The sequence below is a fragment of the Acidicapsa borealis genome (genome assembly GCF_059115245.1).
The window spans coordinates 2,441,786-2,461,946 of the sequence record NZ_JCACNY010000001.1; the positions used below are offsets into that span (position 1 = coordinate 2,441,786).

The window sequence follows — 20,161 nt, forward strand, 5'->3', positions numbered from 1 at the left end:
CTGTGGAAACCGCGCGCCATCGCACAAGCTAACATGAACGTTTGGAGGATTTTCCGTTTTGGCACCTTTTGAACGCCACGTATTTGTCTGTCAGAATTCCCGACCGGAAGGCGCACCGCGCCCGTCCTGCACCAAAGACGGTAAGAGCGAACTCCTTCCCCAGCTTCAGATGTTCGCCAAGGCTGCTGGCCTCGCCGGCAAAATTCGCATTAACAAATCCGGCTGCCTCGATCAGTGTGAACATGGCCCGGTGATGGTCGTTTACCCCGAGGCGGTCTGGTACGGCCACGTTCAGCCCGAAGATGCCGAAGAGATCGTTCGTGAACACCTCGTCGGCGGCAAGCCGGTCGAGCGCCTGCGCCTCGCTGACGAGTGCATCAACACCAAGAGCTGCCCGCACCGCGCCTGACTCAGGGCGCGCGGCATCGTGAGGGCCGCAAATGCTCTGGAATGTACAGCCGCCGGGTCGATACGGTATCGTAGAGGTTAGTCCATGATCTTCTCTCGCGAATATATCGGTTATCTGGCTCGTCGCACGGTTAAGCACCTGGTCGAGACCAAAAAGATCCATACCAGCGACGCCGCTCTGGTGGAAGCCCGAGTCACCGAAGGTATGATCGAGGAGCTTTCCCTCGAAGACCGCATCAACGACGAAGTGCGCGTGATCCTGGAGGCTTACCAGCAGGAGATGCTGAAGTCCGGCGCGCAATACGCTGAGATGTTCAAGAAGGTCAAAGGCGAGCTGGCGCGCAAATACAAGGCGGTGCTATGAGAATCTCCCGCGACAAACTCAACAAGCTCGCCCATACCGTAGCGGATACCCTGGCTGACGTTGACCAGGTAGACTTCCTCGACGACCGCAACACCATCCGGCAGGAAGCCCGCAAGATCCTCGAACAGCTCCTTCTGGAAGAGACCAAGATCGACCAGGCAGCCCGCCTCAAGATCAGCTCGCAGCGCAAGATCATCCAGGAAGGTACGCAGGAGTGGGACATCCTCTACCGCAAGTACTACAACGACGAAGTTCGCCGGCTTGGCATTTAAGGGATTGTTCCGGGTTTTGCACTTTGGCAGTATGTGCAATTTTTGTTAAACTAAGCGAGTGCCGGTCTAGTTTGTCCTAAGACCTGATACAGCAGTTTTCACCAGTGTGGCGCCATCGTCCAGGGGTTAGGACGTGAGATTCTCAATCTTAAAACACGGGTTCGATTCCCGTTGGCGCTACCAACTACTTTTAACAGGCATCTAGATATATCTCGAAAAGTCCTAAACCACCCAACCAAATCAAGAACGGACCCAGTTTATGGTGTACTCGTGTCTGTTCATGTATACATGCAGCTCGTGGTATTGGGCATATCGTTGGTATCTATTTCAGTCTTCCCTGGTGTACGACCATCTGAGGGGACGAATGGAACTCACACAATTTGAGATTACGAGAGCAAAGCCGGGGTTGAAGCCCTGCTCTCTTTCAGACGGGCATGGCCTTTCCTTGCTCATTACATCCAACGGTTCTAAGCTGTGGCGCTACAAGTATCGGATCGGGAGGGTACAGCGGCTCATGGCGCTGGGCTCCTTCCCTCTGGTTTCGTTGGCAGATGCGCGTGACCTGCACTTGGCCGCGAGGCAGAAGATGAACAGCGGCATCGACCCGATGGTGGAGCAAACGATCTCGATGGCAACATAGGCCGGCCACCAAAGGCTCAAGATAACAGGCGTGGAGGGTGCGAACGCAGCTCGTGGGTGGTTCTTCGTGGCCGTTAGACCAACGTGGGAAAGTTAGACCGAATCGACCACCGGTTCGATTTGTGGGTCAATCTGTGGCTCCGGGTTTGATCCCAGGTAGATGCTTGCTCGGAGCGCCAGAATCAAGACGAGCAGGAAAACGCTAGCCTCTATCGAACGCGCCACTCTCATAAAGAACCCCCTGTAGGATAGTTCGAAGGATTGGATTGCGACTCCGGCGATTGCCCATTCGAAAGAATACTTACACAACCGCCACGAGAGAATAGCGAACAGGACGGCACCCGGAAACGCCAGCGGATGTCCATTTGCCGCGTGTATTGTTTGGAAAAAAGAGGCGGCGCCTGTGATATACGTAGCGCTTCGCATCGTCGTGATTGCGCGATCAAAATCGTTAGGTCTTGCATGGTTCACTTCTAATGCTGCCCAGTTGCTCGAAGCGTCGCTTTCCGGGTTGACGATGTGACGGAGCTGGTTGCGGGAAGCGGTCACGATCGCGTCCACCGCTTCCTTAATATCGAGGTAGTTGGTGCTGCGGAGATCAGATACCTACTGGTGCGGGACGGGCGAGCACAAATGAATGATGTGTGTCGTTGTGCTCTTGACATACTGTCAGTTAAGCACAGAGTAAAGGTGTGACATCTTATCTCGACACGGTGAGCCCACTCTCCCGATTCATCCGGACTGTGACTACCTGTGTCGCACTCTTTCTCTTATTCCAGTTCGCAACTCTCTATTTAAGCTGGCCCAAACAGATTGTCTTAGGAGCGGTGAGCATAGTTGTCGCTCTTGCATTAAATCGGCGGTCGAAGTCTACCGCAATGACGATAGCTCTGATGCTGCTTTCTCTCGTGACCACCATCCGATACGGTTGGTGGAGAATCCACACTATGCTGGACTTCTTTACTGACGAGTCGAATCAGCGAATCACAATCAGCTCTGTGTTAATGGTAGTTCTGTTCTCGGCTGAGGCCTACACCATGCTGATCATGGTGCTTGGCTATCTGCAGACAGTGAAGCCACTCGGCAGGAAGCCTATATCGCTGCCCTCCGATTCAAGTCTGTGGCCTCACGTGGATGTTCTGATTCCCACATACAACGAGCCCCTCACCCTTGTCCGATATACGGCACTGGCAGCGATCTATCTCGACTATCCACCCGATAAGCTGCACATCTATATCTTGGACGACGGGACACGGGAAGATTTCCGCGTATTCTGCAAGCAGGCTGACATAGGGTATATCGTTCGAACAGAACATAACGATGCAAAGGCGGGCAACATCAACCATGCGCTGACGCAGATGAATTCTTCACTGGTAGCAATTTTCGACTGCGATCATGTTCCAACCCGCAGCTTTCTTGAAACTACCGTTGGCTGGTTCCTGGCCGACGAGAATTTGGCCATCCTGCAGACGCCACACTTCTTCTATTCACCCGACCCGTTCGAACGAAATCTCCAGCAGTACAAGACCATTCCAAATGAAGGGGAGTTGTTTTACGGCGTCATTCAGGATGGAAACGATCTTTGGAACGCGACCTTCTTTTGTGGCTCCTGCGCGGTGATCCGCAGGACAGCATTGGATGAGGTCGGTGGGATCGCAACGCAGACCGTGACGGAGGATGCACATACGTCGCTTCGAATCCAGAAGAAAGGTTGGGACACAGCGTATATCAATATTCCACAGGCTGCAGGCCTTGCAACCGGAACACTCTCCGCACACGTGGGGCAGCGCGTTCGATGGGCTCGCGGAATGATCCAGATATTGCGAACGGAAAACCCGTTGTTCGGTTCAGGGATGAAGTTAATGCAGAGGTTGTGCTACTTCAACGCAATGCTGCACTTCATGTATGCGGTGCCGCGTCTCATCTTTTTGACTGCGCCGCTCGCGTATCTACTGTTTCGATGGACAATCCTCCCTGGATATTGGCTGGCGATTCTTGCATATGCGATGCCTCATCTGATTATTTCCAACCTGACAAACTCACGTGTACAGGGGAAGCATCGTCACTCGTTCTGGAACGAGATCTACGAAACCGTACTTGCCCCGTACATCCTCGCGCCGACACTGCTGGCACTGATCAATCCCAAGTTTGGGAAGTTCAATGTGACAGATAAGGACAGTACTCTTAAAGAGACGGTGTTCGACCGACACATCGCAACACCGACGATTGTTCTGTTAGGGCTGAACCTCATTGGAATCTGTATGGTTCCATATCGACTTTTGGTCACAGACCCAACACATCCAGGTGCGGTATTGAGTAACCTGGTTTGGATTCTGTTCAACATGGTTATTTTGGGGGTGGCAGCCGCCGTGGCCAACGAGCATCGGCAACGACGCGCGACAGTGCGAATCCCCACTGATATCGCAATTCAACTGCGAGCGGACGACGGAAGTGTAACAAGCGCCATGACCAGTGACATTTCTGTTGGCGGCGTGTCCATGCCGCTGTCCGGCGGTTTGCAACTCCATACGGGAGGCCGGTTTCACGTGTCATTTCCAGATCAAACAGGGGACTTGGAAATTCATGCAGTAGTGGTTGGCCAGGAAGGGCCAATTCTGCGACTTCAATTTGACAAATTGAGCATCGAGGAACAAGAAACCCTAACTCGAGCGATTTATTCTCGCGCAGATGCGTGGATCACGCAGCCAGGAGCGATGGAAGCAGACCGGCCTCTGATTAGTCTGGCACGTGTTATTCGGCTTTCATTCACGGGCCTCCATCAGGTCGTCCGAGGACTGCTGCCCAGGAAGAAGATCATCGCTGTCGCTCTTTTTGCGGTAGCGTTCGTGAGTTCGCCGCTGCTTGTTGCACAGAGGCGGATGTCATCGCCGCAGGAAGGCCTGTACTCCAGAGAGACTATTGCAACGGACAAGATCAGCTTAAAGGACATGGGCGTGGAGGACGCCATTCGAATGAATGGACCGCACTCCTATTACTCCGTGGGATTCGTGCTATCCGAAGGTAGAGTGCCGCGCACGAGTCGACTGGACCTCTCATACCTCTTCAGCCCTGCAATTCTTGCACACACGGGTTCAATCAACGTGATGATCAATAGCATTACCATCGGGAAGATTGTTGCGCCTGACATTCCGCACAAGGATGGTCAATTCAGTTTCGTATCGCTCATTGTCCCCGCTGAATTGCTGGTGCGACACAATGAGATTACCTTCGAGTTCAAGGGAGCGTCAGTTCTTCAGGCGGGGAAGCAGACGGAGCTTTCACCACTGGCCATGATTGGGGCTAGCTCACTGGTAGTGGTAGCAGGTGATGCTCTGCCACTGAAGCTTGACTTGAGCCTCCTTCCATTGCCACTCTTTGACAGGGAACTGCAAACAACAACCACGGTCCCGTTTGTCTTCTTGTCATCGCCGACACCTCAGGCGTTGCAGGCTGCTGCGGTCGTCGCATCGTGGTTAGGGACGCAAGTAGATTCAAAACCGATTCGATACACGGTAGCTATAGGAAATATTCCGCCTGGCAACGTGATCGTATTCGCTAACAGTCCTGGCGCCTTGCTTACCTCACTGAACGTTCCAGCGCGGGGAGCGTCGCTGAGCATCAAGATAAATCCATCGGACGCAGACGGGACGGCTCTCATCCTTGCTGGCGAAAGTGATGAGCAGCTCTTGGTGGTCGCGCGAACGCTCACCAGGATGGCTAAGAGTACTTCAACGTCCAATCAAGAGGCTTCGTTGATCGGAACTACCGCAAATGTTGAAGACTTTGTGATGCCGCCGGAGAGGGAACCTGATGACGCTCCACGCTGGATGAGCACCACTTCGCAGCCTCTATCCTGGACTAACCAATCTCATCCAACGTTGGGTACGGGCGGTTCTAAGGCGGGACCGATCTACTTCCGCCTTCCTCCAGATCTCTACTACGGTGAAACCCAAAACCTCAGACTCAAGCTGAGCTACCGCTTGAACCCATTGCCGATGGCCAAGGAATCGGCGTTGCGGGTCTACCTCAACGGTTCATTGATCAACGAAGTTCCACTTACCCAGCGCACTAACGAGTCAGATCGAAATCGCGTCATGCTGGTTCCCGTGGAACGGATGCGCCCGTTCAGCAACACGATGCTGATCAACTTCGACATCGTGCCTTTGAGGCAGGCCGGGGGTGCACCGGATTTGAATGCAGAGCTGCCAGAATACATTTCGAGCGCCTCGTCGATGGATCTTCGTACGCTGGATAACTGGGTCGCATTGCCAAATCTCGAGCTGTTTGCAAATGCAGGCTTTCCGTTTACACGAATTGCAGATCTAGGGGAGACTGTCGTGGTGATGCCTCAGAGTCCCAGCCTAAAGGAAATTGCTTTGCTGCTCGCGCTGATGAGCCACTTCGGGGCACAGACTGGGTATCCCTGTTTAAGAGTCGAAATTGAGGGCCCCGATGCGGTCATTCGAAGCCACCGGGACTATCTCATCCTGGGCAATGTGAGCGACCAGCCAGCATACGCGTCACTGCACAGCTTTCTGCCTATTACGGTTGCTGCGGATGGTATCCATGGGATGCCAAAGAGCGTACGGGATCAGATCGTGGACAATTGGGGACGGCTGCAAGGCAAAAGTGAGCAGCGACGCCTTCCGGAGAGCGTAAATGGTCTACCTCAACTAGTGATCGAGGAGATAGAGAATCCGTCGTTCGCAGGTAGGTCGATCGTATTAATTCCTTCTCAGAACGATGATGCCATCTCAAGATTTGAGGATGTATTCCCGGGGAGATCACAATCGAGTGATATCGCAGAATCGGTAAGCGTACTGGGAGAAGCCAGTTTCGTATCTTATGATTCAGCATCCAGCATCTATCACGTGGGTAACATCTCGAAATATGGGTTGTTTCGGATCTGGCTCGCTGAGCACCCATGGCTCCTTTTTCTCGCCGTCACCGGGTGCTGTCTCTTACTGGCTCGCTGGGGGCGCGACTATCTGGGGTTTGTAGCCGGGAGAAGGCTGCAAGCGGCAGATAGAATCCTCTAATCCAGATAGTCGAAACTTATTGACGAGTCTTGCTCATTGAGTCTTGTAGCCGGAGGCTGCAGAGATAAGCACCCATCAGTGGCGGGACTCATGCGTGATTCGTGCGGGCGGCGCTCTGCAGTTCGCTCCCGATAGGAATATTCTTGCGGCGTCCGTCTCTGGGCCCGACTAGCGAAAGCGACGACTACCAAAAATGACTTTGAACTTCAAACATGGATTATGGAAAAGTCGGCACCTGTGCGAATTCGAGGACAACGCGCGATATGACGTCTCCATGCTGCAACCTCCTGAAAATATCATTGACAGCTGTCAGCGGCTGCGATTCGATGTCTGCCTTGAGCGTACCGGAATGGGAAGCAGGCTTCATGGCTTTCCATGCCTTCCATACTCTGTCTACTGTAATGGTCTGCCGCTTGCGTTACAGGAGGATGATCTTGGCGGGTAGGAGGCTTACCATGGATATCTCAACACTCGGCATTGACCTAAGCAAAACCACCTTTCGCGTTATTGACCTGAACGCACGAGGTGAGATCGTGCTACGGAAGAAGTTCTCTCGTAAGCAGCTTCTAGTCTTCACTGCGAACCGACAGCAGATATCGATGGGCATGGAAGCCTGCGGAGGCGCGCACTACCTCGCTCGTGCCCCGCGGGAACAAGGCCGTGACGTAAGGTTCATGCCGGCACAATACGTGAAGCCCTACGTCAAAACGAATAAGCGCATTCCTTTTGTGCATCCATGCACCACGATGTGGAGTACGGCCCATTCGGAGATTTCAAAGAGATACCAGTGTCCAATTCATCCGATTCGCATTTTGCATCAACCAGGATTCTCGTACCAGTGGATCCAGCCCATCGTCCGACGCGGCGTTGGAAAACCGCAATCGAAATCGCTTTACACTACAAAGCGCAAATTTACCTGCTGCATGTTGTCCCGGTCTTGACGATGATTCCGGGAACAGGGTATCCGACCGACTATTTCCCAGAGGGAGATTTTCTAAGAGACGCAAGAGAACCTGCCGGGATACGGTTGACCAAGGCTGCAGCCGGATTGGTCGCATGCAGAATTACTGCGCAATGTGGAGTTGAAAGCGGAAACGATGTTGTGGGCAACATCATGCTGGTGATAGAACGCGAAAGGTCAGACTTCGTCGTGCTCTCAACACATGGCATTTCAAGATGGCGCGCAATCGTCTTTGGATCTATCGCAGAGAGATTGGTCAAGCTGGTCCAGTACCCCTTCCTCCTTCTCAGATCTGTCAAGGATGCAGCAGTCGCGGTGGCTGACTAGCGGCCCCTTGGTTCAATCGGATACGGCTGTCATTCGCGAAGGTGCTTTTTGGCAATCACCTCAATCTCTGACTGCATAAGCCCAGAAAGATCCACGATATCAGTAGCTCTAACTTGCTTGAATAGATTAGGGTGATGAGCAGTCAAGAAGTCGATGAGGCAGTCCATGGCGCTGCTCTTGACCTTTGTGTGTCGAACTAGGATGATCTCTTTCGAACCCGCCATATCTCTCGCGATCTCTTCGCAGTAGGAATTCTCCTCAGTGACCGGGATCAAGGCTATCGATGTTCTGGTTCCATTGGAGCGTGGAGGAAAAGCGTGCCTATTTGGTGTAGAGGGAGTGGGCAAGACCGGGTCGCTTACAGAGATGATTCACAACATGATCGGTTATCAGAAAGGTGTGAGTATCTTCTGCGGAGTCGGTGAGATTGACCTTGATCGCAGAGATAATCCCGCGTCTGTGACAAGTAGTACAAACGATCTTCGACCCGATACTGCCTGTCGAATCGTTTTGTCATAGAGGATCGCACCACGAATCGAATCGCTGAGAACCGGAGTTGTAGAGATCCACTCGCGCTACGCGGCTCTTGCCTCGATTGTCTGGAACATCGCTTGGGAGGGTAGCGATGCCCGTTGTATGAGCAGCAAGTGGTAAAAATGCTCGAAATAACTTCTAATGTGCCGCCACAAAATACCCGAGAGCCATCCCAACGCCGTACGTAAGGGCGCCCTCAATCGCTCCAATAGCAGCTAATTCCAGTCCAGTGCTCCACCACGGGCGAATTGTCATGATTGATCTCGCCGCGCCAGCAGCGAAGTGGGCAGCAAGTGAGAGGATTGTCGCGGCGATCAACGCTGGAATTCCAGCCATAAAGAAAAAAGGGATAATCGGTACAAATGCGCCGAGTGCTGTTGCAAGTGTTCCTGAGATCGCCGATACCCACGGGACGCTCAAATCTTCCTCTGCGGTATTTAATCTCGCGCGGGCAAGGGCACCGACCAATCTTTCTTTATCCTCGGCTAGTAAATGGACCAGCCTGCTTGCCACATCTGCTGGCAGGCCCCTACTCTGATAACTGAGAGTGAGGACCTCCCGAGCTTCCGCTTCGTTTTCTTCCACAGCAGTACGTTCTCTTTGAAATCCTGCCTGGAAGACTTCATGTTCGCTCTTCGATGCGAGATAGGCGCTCGTTCCAGTAGATAAGGAACTGCCGACCATACCAGCGAATCCCGCCAAAAGTATGAAGTGACTATTTCCTAAGGTCGCTCCTGCAATGCCAGAGACAACGCAAAAGATCGACCCGAGCCCATCGTTGGCTGCGTAGAGAGCGTCACTGAACCATGTTGCCGCCTCTGGCTTGTTGTGGCGACGGACAGCTAATAAGGCCTCAAGCGCTCGACTCGCTTCGTTCGGCGCAAGCTCAGGAATCGGAGGTCTGGCCCTGATCAAATTGCTGAGAACTTTGTAGTGCTCATTCTCGTCGGCGATAATCTCGCTGAGGACATCTAGCGTTGGCTTGTCTTTGAGAACTGAAGACTGCTTTGTGTACCTCTCGATATCATTCCGTTCCTTAATTTTAAGGCTTCGAAGGGCAAAATCCACTCCGCCTGCAGCTTCTGTAAACTGAGCTGCGTGACCTTTCGACGGACCGCTATAGAAGCACAGTTGACTCCCGAGAATTTGAATTCTCCTGGCCCAAAGATCAGCATGATGACTCTCAGCGGCAGCCAAGCCTCTCATCGCGTTGCGTCGATTCGGGTTTAACTCTTTTTCAGCCAATGCCGAATATGTGGCATTGTCCTCCATCTCGGCCTGCCAATTAGCCCGCATCAGTGAAAGCAATTGCGACTCATCTTGCACAAGCGTCTCCAATGTCTTTGAATTGATCGAAAGCTTCCCGGCAGATATTCATTTCATTCTTCGTTGGCATTTCTTGGGCTACTCCCAACTGCACACTGATAGATCATATCCAGTTGTCCGGCTCGAAATAGGGCAAACTGAAACCTTCCACCGATTGCGCCTTCAATAAAGCTACGGCCTGTGAACGGCCTCAATGTTTGCATGAGATTGTGTCGAGAGCACCTTGTAGTGCGGGATCGCTATCGACTTGCGATGCACACAGAACACAGCGCCCGCAATGTCGATGCTTCACTGAATCGGTCTCATCCAGACCACTGGTGAACCGCAACTATAACAGCCGAAGAGCGGTCACACATCTGCAGGATCGGTGACTGAAGATGGTCGACCACGGATAGCACTACAGCGAACTTAAACATCAACTTTGGCGGCTTGTCGGTCATTCCTAGTTTCCGCTATCTCGTACCTCGGATCGTCTTCCTGCGACCTCACGACATAACTCACATTACATTGCGTTACTGAGCTATAGTTCATCCAATGTTTCCAAATCTAACCTCAGCTGCCGTTAGTCTCTGGGGTGGATGATGCTGCAAGCATTACGCTGGTTGGCAATCGACGGACCCGAGATTGGATCTGAGATTGGCGTAGACCAGCGTGACCATAAGGCCTGGAACCACTCCAGCAAGTACAAGTTGTGCCGCAGGAGCGCTGACTGCCAGCAGGGAATAGCCGATGATGTTACTACCAATCACGAGGAACAGAGCTAGCAAGACACGATTGCCTTTCCTGGGCATCCTGCACCATAGATAGACCATAGGCAGCAAAGCGATTAGTGCATGATGCGTCCAGCTTATCGGAGAGACGACAAGACCAAGCAAAGCCATGAGGACAAGATCGCGCACAATGTCTCGGTCATATCGTTTGCAGTAGAATCGGAACAACATGAGGGAATACACTGAAAGAGCAGCGATTCGAGAGACGGTACACGCATACTTCGGTAGCGTCAGCGGGCTATTTGGTGCGATGGGCACGTATCCGAGGAACAGTTCCTGTACGTACGCAACGATCGAATTGTTCTGGTCGACGGCGGCCCCGCATGACATCCTCGGTAACACTTCATTCCAGAACTCCCAATGCAATCTCCATCCACCTTGCCATATTGAAAACAATGACAGGGCACACATCCACCCGAAGTACGCTGCAAGCCACTTCCATTGTCGATGAAGGATGAGTATCGGCACGGCGAGAAATGGGGTCAGCTTGATCATGGTTGCAGCGGCAAAGCTCAGTGCTGAAAGTGACGTGTGGTTTCGCACCAAAAGCCAAACACCCGCAGCCAACAGGAAAAGGATCAAGCCACTCACCTGCCCCATAATCAAGCACTCAGACAACGGATAGTAGGAGAATATCCCGACGCCCAACACAAGCCCAAGCTTCACGCCTATGCGGACGAAGGCGATGCTGAACGTGAGTAGTACAGCTCCAATGATGAAGAGAACGCTGATCGTGTCCCATAGCGCGTAAGCAGATAAAAAAGATAGGTGTGCAAAAGGCTTCATTAGCAATGCGAAGAAGGGCGGGTAGATATAGGTTGCGGCCTGCGGAACGTCATATCGCAACGCAGCCGCGGTAAAGGCAGAGTGGATGGGAGCAGGAGCGAGAAAGTTCATTCGGCCATCTGCATATAAAGGGAGCGTGTAAAAGTTGTGCCCACTGGTCGTCGATACGAGTTTGGCAGCAAGATAATAGGCGCTGAAGTCAAAGCCACGATAGGGATAAGGAGGCCCGAGAGTACGCAGCCACCAGCCGCATTGCGCCATACCGAATATACCTAGAACAACTCTCGCAAGAGTGGTGTTCTTCTGGCTCAGAAGCTCAGGCCTAGACATCAGATGCACGCCAGCAATCGCGGCCAGCAATACACTGAAGACAAACCCGAGGTTGGAGGAGAAAATTCCATTGACAGACAAAGTGTTCCCAGCGGAGATGACCAACATGACCGTCCAGAGGATATACCAGAACACTCGCGCCCTCACTCGCAACTGCGGATGAAGCAGTAGCTTTCTCATAGTGCGAAGACTCGTTCCTGTTCGACGTATTCCGGCAAGGCTTACTCCGCTCTATGGATAGGCTCACCGGCCTCGATCGTTGGCCTGGCTCAGGTAGTCCGCTGGTACCCTGCTACTGCAGTATTCCAACGGTGGGGGCCCCCGGAAGCGAAATCCCCGTCAGCCCCATCTGGATCGTTCCTGCCGCGTTGAAAGTCAACTGATCGACGACAATATTTCCACTTGCGTATGTAGCGGAATTGCCTGCGCCGCTCAATGTCACCGAATCGGCAAAGCCATTGCTATGAAAATACAACGCTCCACTGAAGTTCAGCGAGGAGCCGGCATCCATCAACGTGTTGTTATACACATTTGAGTGGTCGGTGAAAAACAGGAGGCCTCGAAGCCCTGCAGAAGAGAAGCTATCTGAGCTCGGGGAGCCGACATACGATCCTCCCTCCGTACATTGAGAAGCCAGCACATTCCCTCCGAGTGACGCAGGCATCCCACTTGGAGTGGCGGAACTCAGGCAATTGAGGTAGTAAGTCGGCACGGCACTGATGAGACTATTGGCATGGCCGGAGCCGCCTGAGAATACGGGTCCACCGGTCAGGAAATAGAAGAATACTCCCTGAGTCGACGGTTGAGTTCCAATCCAAGCGTTGCGAATCGTGGACGAGCCTGATACAGTCAGGTTGCCATTCAGGAAATAGACGCCCGGGCGAAAGATCGACACGTCGTTTGCGTCACCCGCGAGGTTGGTGACGTCAATGCCGCTGGGATAGTAGCCTGGGCTGAACTCAAGGCAGTTGCCGTAATAGAGGGCATAAGTGCCAGGGTCCTGACCCATGTAGTGCTGCTGATTGGTTAACGTCGCTGTCTGCGGGCAGCTATCTGTCCCGGGCCCAACCCAGATGCCACTGATCAAGCCGTACGTCGCATCTTTCCTTGCGCATCCGTTCGAACTCGAATTGACCGCGTTTTGAATACAACCCGTAGTGTCTCCGATCGGGCTGACTGTCAGAAGCTGAGGTGCACCGGGTCGGGCTGGCACAGGCACATAGCTGTACGGGTCTGGAATTGCCCCCGCAGCACTCTTCCATAGATTACTTGCAGGGTCTTTCAATGTTGTTGCTGCGCCGCAGTATGGGTTAATCGTCGGACCTCCCACGATAGCCAGTTGACCGCCATTTCCCGAAGGCCCAGCCGTAGTTGTATCAATCGAATATCCATTTCCGCCGTTGCATGTGACAGCATTCATCGAAGAGGAATTTACAACCATACTGATCGCTGGGCCGCCTGTGATCACTACATGGACTCCACCGGTGAATGCAAGAGCCCCATCAGTCGTTGGATCTAGTACCACAATGGGCGGTGCGCCAGCGCCCGGCGGTAGTCCACATGTACAGGACGCTCCCACTGACATCGACCGTATCCCAACCAATCCGATGAACCAGGTGGCAGCTTTCTCACGAACAATAACAGTTAGATATGGGTAGGTGATGCCAGGCGATGCCTTTGCGCCAGTCACCGAGGTAGGAAAACTCCAGTTCACCGCGATTGCGCCTGCCGCTGTACCCGAACCCCAACCGCTGGCAGATGCACTCGCGGTATAGCCATTGAACCCAGCGTACTTACATATCGCTGCGGTCGAAGAGGAACTGCAGTCCCCAGCAGTACCGGACGTAAAGCCAGGACTTGTAGTAATTCTGCCGTTATGCAGATAGAGCATATCCATAGCCCCCGCCACACAGGCGGCATCCGCAGCCGATTGCGCGGCTTGCCGATGAAACCACATGCTGCCCAGATCCACAGCGAAACCCAGCGAAGCAAGTAGAAACGTACCCAGAATGACAATTAGCAACACAGAGGCCTGGCCTGATTCGCCAGCCCTGAACTTCCTGTGAGGTACCTGACGTGCGCTCCTTGGCCGTTTTGCCACAAGTCTCCTGACTAATAAACTATTTGTCCCTGCGAACTGAAGGTTACCCGGTTCTGTAGACCGGGAAGATTTAGATAGGGAATATAGGTGTAAACGACTACGACTGAAACTGGGTTCCCTACCGCTGCCGTATTGTTTCCGTAGTTCACACTCACAATCATTGCGGACATGTTATGCAAAGAAACAGAGGCAAAAGAAGTCACCACAGCGCGCACATTCGAATAGGGGAGCTGATCTGTACAGGAAGGATCCGGCCCACTACAGACCGAACTGTCCGTTCCATGCACGATCGCATAGCGCACGCCTTCACGTGCCGCATTGTTGAGTACGCTGCACGTGTAGGTGAACATACAGAGTTCGAACAACCAGAACACAAGTGACATCAGCACCATCAGCGACACTATCATCTCCAAATTCGCCTGACCGGCCTCTGATTCCCGTATCCTCGCAGTGCATGTCTGCTTCAGGGCTATGTATTTCGCAGGACCGGCAGGTTCACTTGATCGCTCCTCCTCGTGGAGGCTCACTGTATTGACCTCATCTCAACGGTGCGATGAAAGGTTTGCGTGGGGAATATGGTCATTGGAATTGGAACGAGTGCACTTACTTTAAAAACCACATCGACACGGTTTAATTGAAAGATGGGAGACTCAGGATCGACATCAGGGGTGCCGGAAATCTCCCCAGCGCCTGAACTTGGGGTCGCACACTGTGCGGTATTTGCTGGGAGGTCGGTACCGACGGAGCTCGAACACACGCGCACTGAGACAGAACCTGTTGAAGCTCCGGAAAGACCGATACCGGCAATCGCCTGAGTCGCAACAGCAGCGGCGCCTGGCTGTGCGCCTTGTGCCGGTGATGACGAACCCTGGACCGCATACTCAGTTGAGTCGCGTGCCGAAGAGGTCAGCGAAGTAGCGACCATAAAGAAGTATCCGAAATCCACGGTGTAACAAACAAGGATCGTAAAGATTGGCACCATCAGGGCCACCTCTATGAGGCTCTGTCCACGTGTAGACGCAAGTAGACCGTGGCTTGAGTCGCCGAGAAGTTCGAAGTAAAATCTATACAATCTGGACATTGTTAGCCTCAGCCCGACACGTCATTCGGAGCGCTCCACCTAGAACGGGAGTCACTTGGAACATGTCGTCGCTATCTTTAATCACATTCCTCATCACTTATCGGTCGCTATTGCTCACTTTCTCAGTTATTCAGATTATTCTGTAATATCCTCGTCCAAAAGCATTGCCGGTTTCAGCGTTACCACCTATATTGAATACCTTTTCTATGCGAATATCGATCAGGAGCATTTCAAGGTGCAAGGTTTCTTCGGGGATAGGCGAGTAGGCGTATCGGCCAACTTAAATTTATTTTTTGTATGGAGCTGACGACGTCTCTTTAGGTCTGTTTTGCTCTTAAGTCGTCACAACTATCTCTATTACTTACCTATTTATTTAACCCCTATCTTCGCCACCTAATCATAGGCGGCATCTACTAGACATTCTGGGCGCGATGCGCAATTGACATTTGATTCTACGCCGCGCAGTATTCAGGTAGCGGAGCCTGAATAGATTGCTCTGCTCTCGGTAGTGCAATCAGTAAGGGCACTCTAAAGGAGAATGACAATGAAGTTTCTGAAGATTACGATTTCCAATCTAGTTAACGATGAGTCGGGACAGGATCTTATTGAATATGCGCTCGTCGCAGCGATCATTGCTTTGGGTGCGGTCGCCACAATGACCACTCTCGCGACGGCCATTTCCGGTGCATTTACCAGCGTTGGTACCAAATTATCGAACGCAATATAAATGAGGGAACCGATGTGGTTGCCGGGGGCTGTTCATGAGCCCCCTAGGGCAGCGACACAATCTCGGGAACTTACACCCCCTCGTATGTTGCGTCTTAAGGCCAACGTCATGGAGAGTACAACGAAACGCCTCACACAATTCTTATGTAACTTCAGGGAGGATGAGTCCGGGCAGGACATTGTGGAATATGCGCTGATTCTCGCGTTCATATCCTTGGTAGGCCTGGCTGCGATTAAAGAATGTGCGTCGAGTATCGCTTTTGTTTTAACACGTATGGGCGATAGGATAGCCAGCGCCGTATGATGATGGCACCTTCACAGGACAAGCAGTCTAACTAGGGGAATCAGATGCTTCACTCTGTTTGCGCAGAATCTAGAAGTGGAAATGCGCGTTGATAGCGCTTACGACCGACCTCACCTACGCTACTTGCACTCTGTTGTGCGCTGGAATTGGTGCGATTTACGATGTTACCAGGCACCGAATTCCCAATCTCCTTACGATGCCTGCAATTTTATTCGGTCTGCTTCTTCATAGCTTATTGGGTGGCTGGCAACAACTGGCGGTTGCCACTTTGGGAGGCCTCCTGTGCGGCGTTATCTTTCTAGTGTTCTATCTCAGCGGCGGTATGGGTGCCGGAGATGTCAAGCTGATCACTGCAGCAGGCTGCATCTCAGGACTCTCACTCTCAGGCTCTCTCTTGATTTGGACAGCCCTATCGGGAGGAGTGATGGCACTGCTCCTCGCGCTCTATCATCACCGCCTCAGAGAGACAGTACGCAATGTCGTCTCGCTGGTAGGACACCACGGCACCAATGGCTTTGCACAGCATCCCAGGCTCAACTTGGGCAACGAAGAGACCTTGCGCCTACCCTATGCTCTAGCCATCGCCGTGGGAAGCGCGGTAACACTCTGCCTTCTGATTGTGAGAGGGTGAAGCGATGACCACAAAACGCTTGGTAACAGCTCTGGTCATAGCGCTGTTGGTTTCCGGACTATTTACCTATTTTCTGAGCAGGCGCGTCGCCAAAGCGGCGCGTGTCAATACTCCGCAGTCAAAGTTTTACGTCGCTGCGGCAAAACCACTTGAAGCGGGAGAAATACTCAAGCCGGAGAGCCTTCAATTAATTGACTGGTACGGATCCTCTGCACTTACAGAAGGATTCACCAAGACGACCGATGTAGTCGGTAGGGCGGTCCTCTACCCTTTAGCAAAAGGCGAATTCATCATTGAAAGACAGTTATCTGCTGCGGGATCTGGTTCGGGGCTTTCAGCCAACATCCCGGAAGGTATGAGAGCCATTTCGGTACGATCGGATGAAGTTGTTGGCGTCGCCGGCTTTCTACTGCCGGGAACCCATGTTGATGTTTTGATGACGTATCGTTCCGATTCTTCTGCTGAACCTCATACTGCGACCGTGCTACAGGACGTAGTCGTACTTGCTGCGGGGCAGCAGATCCATCCCGATCCTGCCGGCAAGCCGGTCACGGTCAATGTTGTCACTCTTTTGCTTAAGCCTGAAGATGCCGAGAAGATCGTTTTGGCTACCAGTCTCGGCGGTATGTACTTCGTATTGAGAAACGGTGCAGATCGTGAACAGGTCTTGAGGGCACCGGTTGGACTGAGTCAACTCGCTGGAAATGCTCCTCCGTCGCCTACCAGTAGCGTGGGTCCAAGTAATAGGAGTACTAAGCAGCCGAAGTCCTACGAAGTAGAGACCTACCTCGGCGATAAGCGCGTTACCAAGTCATTCAAGTGAGGGTTCCATGTTGAACTTCGCAAGAGACGTGTCGATGAGCAGAGGTTGCGCAATGTTCGCCGCCACCTTCGTCTGTCTTCTTGCCGCACAAGCTGGGGCCGCGCCCAGTCAAGTCCCTTCAGAGCCAGCCCCAGCGACGCCGGATGCGGCACGCGTGACGCTTCCACCAGACGCAACCACCGCCCTCGCAAGCCACCCTGAGGATCAGAGCCACCCTTTACACTTGCTCGTCGGGCGCTCGATGTTTATCACAACGAAATCACGTTTGAAGCGCGTCTACGTGAGCGATCCCCTTGTGCTCGACTCATTTACTTCCAGCCCCACGCAGATTGTCATTACCGCCAAAGCACCCGGCATCAGCAGCCTTATTCTCTGGGATGACATCGGCGAGTCTGAGGTATACGCGGTTTCTTCTGACATCGACGTCACCAACCTGACGAACGAGATCAGGGATGCGCTTCCCAGAGACAATATCCATGTCTACACCCAGCAGGATCGCATTACGCTTACGGGGAGAGCTTCCAATGATGCTTCGTCGGAATTAGCCGCAAAGCTCGCCGCCCTATACGGGAAAACAGTTGTTAACTCAGTGGTTGTGCAACCACTGCATCCTCGCCAGGTAAGACTCAAGGTGCGGATGATTGAGATTGATCGCTCGAAGATCGAATCCTTCGGCATCAACTTCTTCAGTCAGGGCAAAAATACATCGGCCGTCCAGACCGGTCAATTTCCTGCCGTTGGGACTTCCACAACCACGACGACCCCTGGAAGTGTGAATCCACCCACGCTCACAGTGACCAATCCACTGAATCTGTTGCTCTACAGTTCGAGTGTGAATATTGGTCTCATTCTTCAGGATCTGCAGAATAAGCAGGTAGCGCAAATTCTCGCTGAACCGACGATCACAACCGTGAGTGGACAGAAAGCCTCTTTTCTCTCTGGTGGTGAATTTCCCTTTCCAGTAGTTCAGGCTTCCTCTGGTGGACTTGCGTCTATTACCATCCAGTTTCGCCCCTATGGCGTAAAGCTCGAATTTACGCCCATCGTCAACCCCGACGGGACGATTCAACTCAAAGTCGCACCTGAAGTAAGCGCCCTGGACTATGCCAGCGCTGTAACTATCTCTGGCTATACGATCCCTGCAATCTCGACGCGTCGCGCTGAGACGCAGGTCGAGTTGCGAGATGGACAGAGCTTTGTCATCTCTGGTCTGCTTGACCATCGCACCATCGACCTCTTCAACAAGATGCCAGGTTTTGGAGACATACCCATTCTCGGCAAACTGTTCCGCTCAAAGAATACAACCCTGACAACCGTCGAGTTGGTAGTACTCGTCACGCCCACTCTCGTCGACCCGCTTACCGACACTACGGAGCCCACCCTTCCCGTCTTTCCTGTACCCCTTCTCGACAATGGAGAGTTCGACAAGTCAACGCCAAAGCAAAAAACATCGTCTACACCCCCAACCGGGTCGGGTGGTAAGCCATGAATGACAACTTGAGCAATCCAGACAACCTTCGAGTCGCCTTGGTAACTGTAAAGATAGACAAAGAAATGTTGGAAAGCATTCGAGCAGGAGCAGCGGAGATGCCGTGGACACTTGTACAGGCAGATTTCGAAAGCTACTTCTCCACTGATAAGCGTCCATACTTCAATCAGAAAGTGATCGATGCACAAGCTTGCATTGCGTTGGTGGATTTCGACCAGGATCACGCACTCGCTCTCAAGACTACAGAATTCTTGCGTAGTAGCTTCTTCCACAAGATCGCGATCATTGCAATCTCCTCCGCCACCGACCCTGACCTGCTGCTTCAAGCTATGCGCGCTGGCTGTAGCGAGTTCCTCGGAAAGCCATTCAACGAAGGAGAATTCAAAGAGACTTTATCCCGACTCCAACGTCGATGGTCTGCCATCAGTGCCCATACGCTCAATGCCGGAAAGGTGCTCTCTTTCTTTGGAGCAAAGGGTGGAGTGGGAACTACTACACTTACAGTCCACTTGGCCATGTTTCTGGTGAAGGACTTCAAGAAAAAAGTGCTACTGATCGACAACCATGCGCAGCTCGGACATGTCGCTCTCTACCTTGGACTAGACGGAACCCATCATGCCTTTCATGACCTAGTATCCAACGTCAGTCGCCTGGACCAAGAGTTGTTGCGGGGATTCATCGTTACCCATCCAAGTGGCCTCGACATACTCTCATCACCTGATGTATACGGTGGGGAAAAAAATACGGATACAGAGGCAGTAGAACAAACTCTGGAGTTCCTCAGTAGCCAGTATGAGTTTGTACTGATCGACTGCGAAGCATCTTTCGACGACATCAACCTTGCCATCATCGATCTCTCGAATTGGGTTTATCTCATTGCGACTCCCGAAATCGGTGCGATTCGCGATCTTTCGCGGTATGTCGATGGGCTTATTCAAAACGAACACGCCACGGACAAGTTGCAAGTTGTAATCAACCGCTACTCATCCAGCGAGGCCGTTACCATCGAACAGATAGAAAAAGCAGTGCGTCTCCCTATCGCGTTCAAGATTCCGAATGACTACTTCGAACTGGTAAGGGCAATCAATACAGGAGAGCCTGTAAGTTCAGAAAAGAAATCTGACTTTACGAAACAGATGATGAAATGGGCTACGGGATTAGTGGGAGCCAATAGTCCCGTGACTCCAGTGCAACCCAAGAAGTGGTTCGCCCTTTGGTAATGGCAAATTTACTTCACCGTGATACCGAGG

At 52.5% G+C, this 20,161-nt stretch carries 18 protein-coding genes, 1 tRNA gene and 1 pseudogene; 14 read left to right on the forward strand and 6 right to left on the reverse strand.

The genetic code is table 11. The annotated features are described in order from the left end of the window. The first annotated feature begins 58 nt into the window (after positions 1-58). The 5 genes from AC5S27_RS10135 to AC5S27_RS10155 all read left to right on the forward strand — a co-directional run bounded on the left by AC5S27_RS10135 (position 59) and on the right by AC5S27_RS10155 (position 1,684). Positions 59-409: a (2Fe-2S) ferredoxin domain-containing protein gene (locus AC5S27_RS10135; RefSeq protein WP_493934452.1), complete on the forward strand. Its 351-nt coding sequence runs from the start codon at positions 59-61 to the stop codon at positions 407-409. A gap of 84 nt (positions 410-493) precedes the next feature. Further along, positions 494-772, forward strand: coding sequence for a DUF507 family protein (locus AC5S27_RS10140; RefSeq protein ID WP_493934453.1), 279 nt, complete (start codon positions 494-496; stop codon positions 770-772). Further along, complete coding sequence (locus AC5S27_RS10145) at positions 769-1,044, forward strand: DUF507 family protein (protein ID WP_493934454.1); 276 nt, start codon at positions 769-771, stop codon at positions 1,042-1,044. Before AC5S27_RS10140 ends, AC5S27_RS10145 begins: the two co-directional genes overlap by 4 nt. Before the next feature lie 108 nt (positions 1,045-1,152). Beyond that, positions 1,153-1,227: transfer RNA gene (locus AC5S27_RS10150), tRNA-Glu, on the forward strand. Between the two features lie 181 nt (positions 1,228-1,408). Further along, positions 1,409-1,684 carry an Arm DNA-binding domain-containing protein gene (locus AC5S27_RS10155; RefSeq protein WP_493934455.1) on the forward strand — a complete coding sequence of 92 codons (276 nt, stop codon included), beginning with the start codon at positions 1,409-1,411 and terminating at the stop codon, positions 1,682-1,684. Positions 1,685-1,776: 92 nt separating this feature from the next. Here the strand turns inward: AC5S27_RS10155 and AC5S27_RS10160 are convergent, their stop codons facing one another. Then, positions 1,777-2,244 (reverse strand): hypothetical protein, encoded by a 468-nt coding sequence (locus AC5S27_RS10160; protein WP_493934456.1) that lies wholly within the window; start codon positions 2,242-2,244, stop codon positions 1,777-1,779. A 182-nt stretch (positions 2,245-2,426) separates the two neighbouring features. Between AC5S27_RS10160 and bcsA the strand changes: the two genes are divergently transcribed. The 3 genes from bcsA (at position 2,427) to AC5S27_RS10175 (ending at position 8,529) form a co-directional block, all read left to right on the forward strand. Further along, entirely contained in the window at positions 2,427-6,722 is a 4,296-nt protein-coding gene (gene bcsA / locus AC5S27_RS10165; protein WP_493937297.1) for a UDP-forming cellulose synthase catalytic subunit, read from the forward strand. A 787-nt stretch (positions 6,723-7,509) separates the two neighbouring features. Further along, positions 7,510-8,010, forward strand: coding sequence for a universal stress protein (locus AC5S27_RS10170; RefSeq protein ID WP_493934457.1), 501 nt, complete (start codon positions 7,510-7,512; stop codon positions 8,008-8,010). Between the two features lie 261 nt (positions 8,011-8,271). Further along, positions 8,272-8,529, forward strand: coding sequence for a hypothetical protein (locus tag AC5S27_RS10175; RefSeq protein ID WP_493934458.1), 258 nt, complete (start codon positions 8,272-8,274; stop codon positions 8,527-8,529). A 153-nt stretch (positions 8,530-8,682) separates the two neighbouring features. On the opposite strand, the gene AC5S27_RS10180 is transcribed toward AC5S27_RS10175, so the two are convergent. The 5 genes from AC5S27_RS10180 to AC5S27_RS10200 all read right to left on the reverse strand — a co-directional run bounded on the left by AC5S27_RS10180 (position 8,683) and on the right by AC5S27_RS10200 (position 14,938). Then, a complete protein-coding gene (locus AC5S27_RS10180) occupies positions 8,683-9,870 on the reverse strand; it encodes a VIT1/CCC1 transporter family protein (protein WP_493934459.1) in 1,188 nt (395 codons plus the stop codon). Positions 9,871-10,463: 593 nt separating this feature from the next. After that, positions 10,464-11,936, reverse strand: coding sequence for a glycosyltransferase family 87 protein (locus AC5S27_RS10185; RefSeq protein ID WP_493934460.1), 1,473 nt, complete (start codon positions 11,934-11,936; stop codon positions 10,464-10,466). 112 nt (positions 11,937-12,048) lie between these two features. After that, positions 12,049-13,782: a pilus assembly protein TadG-related protein gene (locus AC5S27_RS10190; protein ID WP_493934461.1), complete on the reverse strand. Its 1,734-nt coding sequence runs from the start codon at positions 13,780-13,782 to the stop codon at positions 12,049-12,051. 86 nt (positions 13,783-13,868) lie between these two features. Then, positions 13,869-14,384: a TadE/TadG family type IV pilus assembly protein gene (locus tag AC5S27_RS10195; RefSeq protein ID WP_493934462.1), complete on the reverse strand. Its 516-nt coding sequence runs from the start codon at positions 14,382-14,384 to the stop codon at positions 13,869-13,871. Continuing rightward, positions 14,381-14,938, reverse strand: a complete 558-nt coding sequence (locus AC5S27_RS10200; protein WP_493934463.1) for a TadE/TadG family type IV pilus assembly protein — start codon at positions 14,936-14,938, stop codon at positions 14,381-14,383. The genes AC5S27_RS10195 and AC5S27_RS10200 overlap by 4 nt, the downstream gene beginning before the upstream one ends. 544 nt (positions 14,939-15,482) lie before the next feature. On the opposite strand from AC5S27_RS10200, the gene AC5S27_RS10205 reads away from it, so the two are divergent. The 6 genes and pseudogenes from AC5S27_RS10205 to AC5S27_RS10230 all read left to right on the forward strand — a co-directional run bounded on the left by AC5S27_RS10205 (position 15,483) and on the right by AC5S27_RS10230 (position 20,131). Then, the gene (locus tag AC5S27_RS10205; RefSeq protein ID WP_493934464.1) at positions 15,483-15,665 is read left to right on the forward strand and encodes a Flp family type IVb pilin; all 183 of its coding nucleotides are present in this window, start codon (positions 15,483-15,485) and stop codon (positions 15,663-15,665) included. A gap of 436 nt (positions 15,666-16,101) precedes the next feature. Continuing rightward, positions 16,102-16,389 (forward strand): annotated as a pseudogene (locus AC5S27_RS10210) (prepilin peptidase); the annotation flags it as partial. Between the two features lie 3 nt (positions 16,390-16,392). Beyond that, a complete protein-coding gene (locus tag AC5S27_RS10215) occupies positions 16,393-16,599 on the forward strand; it encodes a hypothetical protein (RefSeq protein WP_493937360.1) in 207 nt (68 codons plus the stop codon). 4 nt (positions 16,600-16,603) lie between these two features. Then, complete coding sequence (gene cpaB / locus AC5S27_RS10220; RefSeq protein ID WP_493934465.1) at positions 16,604-17,422, forward strand: Flp pilus assembly protein CpaB; 819 nt, start codon at positions 16,604-16,606, stop codon at positions 17,420-17,422. Between the two features lie 34 nt (positions 17,423-17,456). After that, positions 17,457-18,911, forward strand: coding sequence for a type II and III secretion system protein family protein (locus AC5S27_RS10225; RefSeq protein ID WP_493934466.1), 1,455 nt, complete (start codon positions 17,457-17,459; stop codon positions 18,909-18,911). Then, the gene (locus tag AC5S27_RS10230) at positions 18,908-20,131 is read left to right on the forward strand and encodes a CpaE/TadZ family protein (protein ID WP_493934467.1); all 1,224 of its coding nucleotides are present in this window, start codon (positions 18,908-18,910) and stop codon (positions 20,129-20,131) included. The genes AC5S27_RS10225 and AC5S27_RS10230 overlap by 4 nt, the downstream gene beginning before the upstream one ends. Positions 20,132-20,161: the final 30 nt, after the last annotated feature.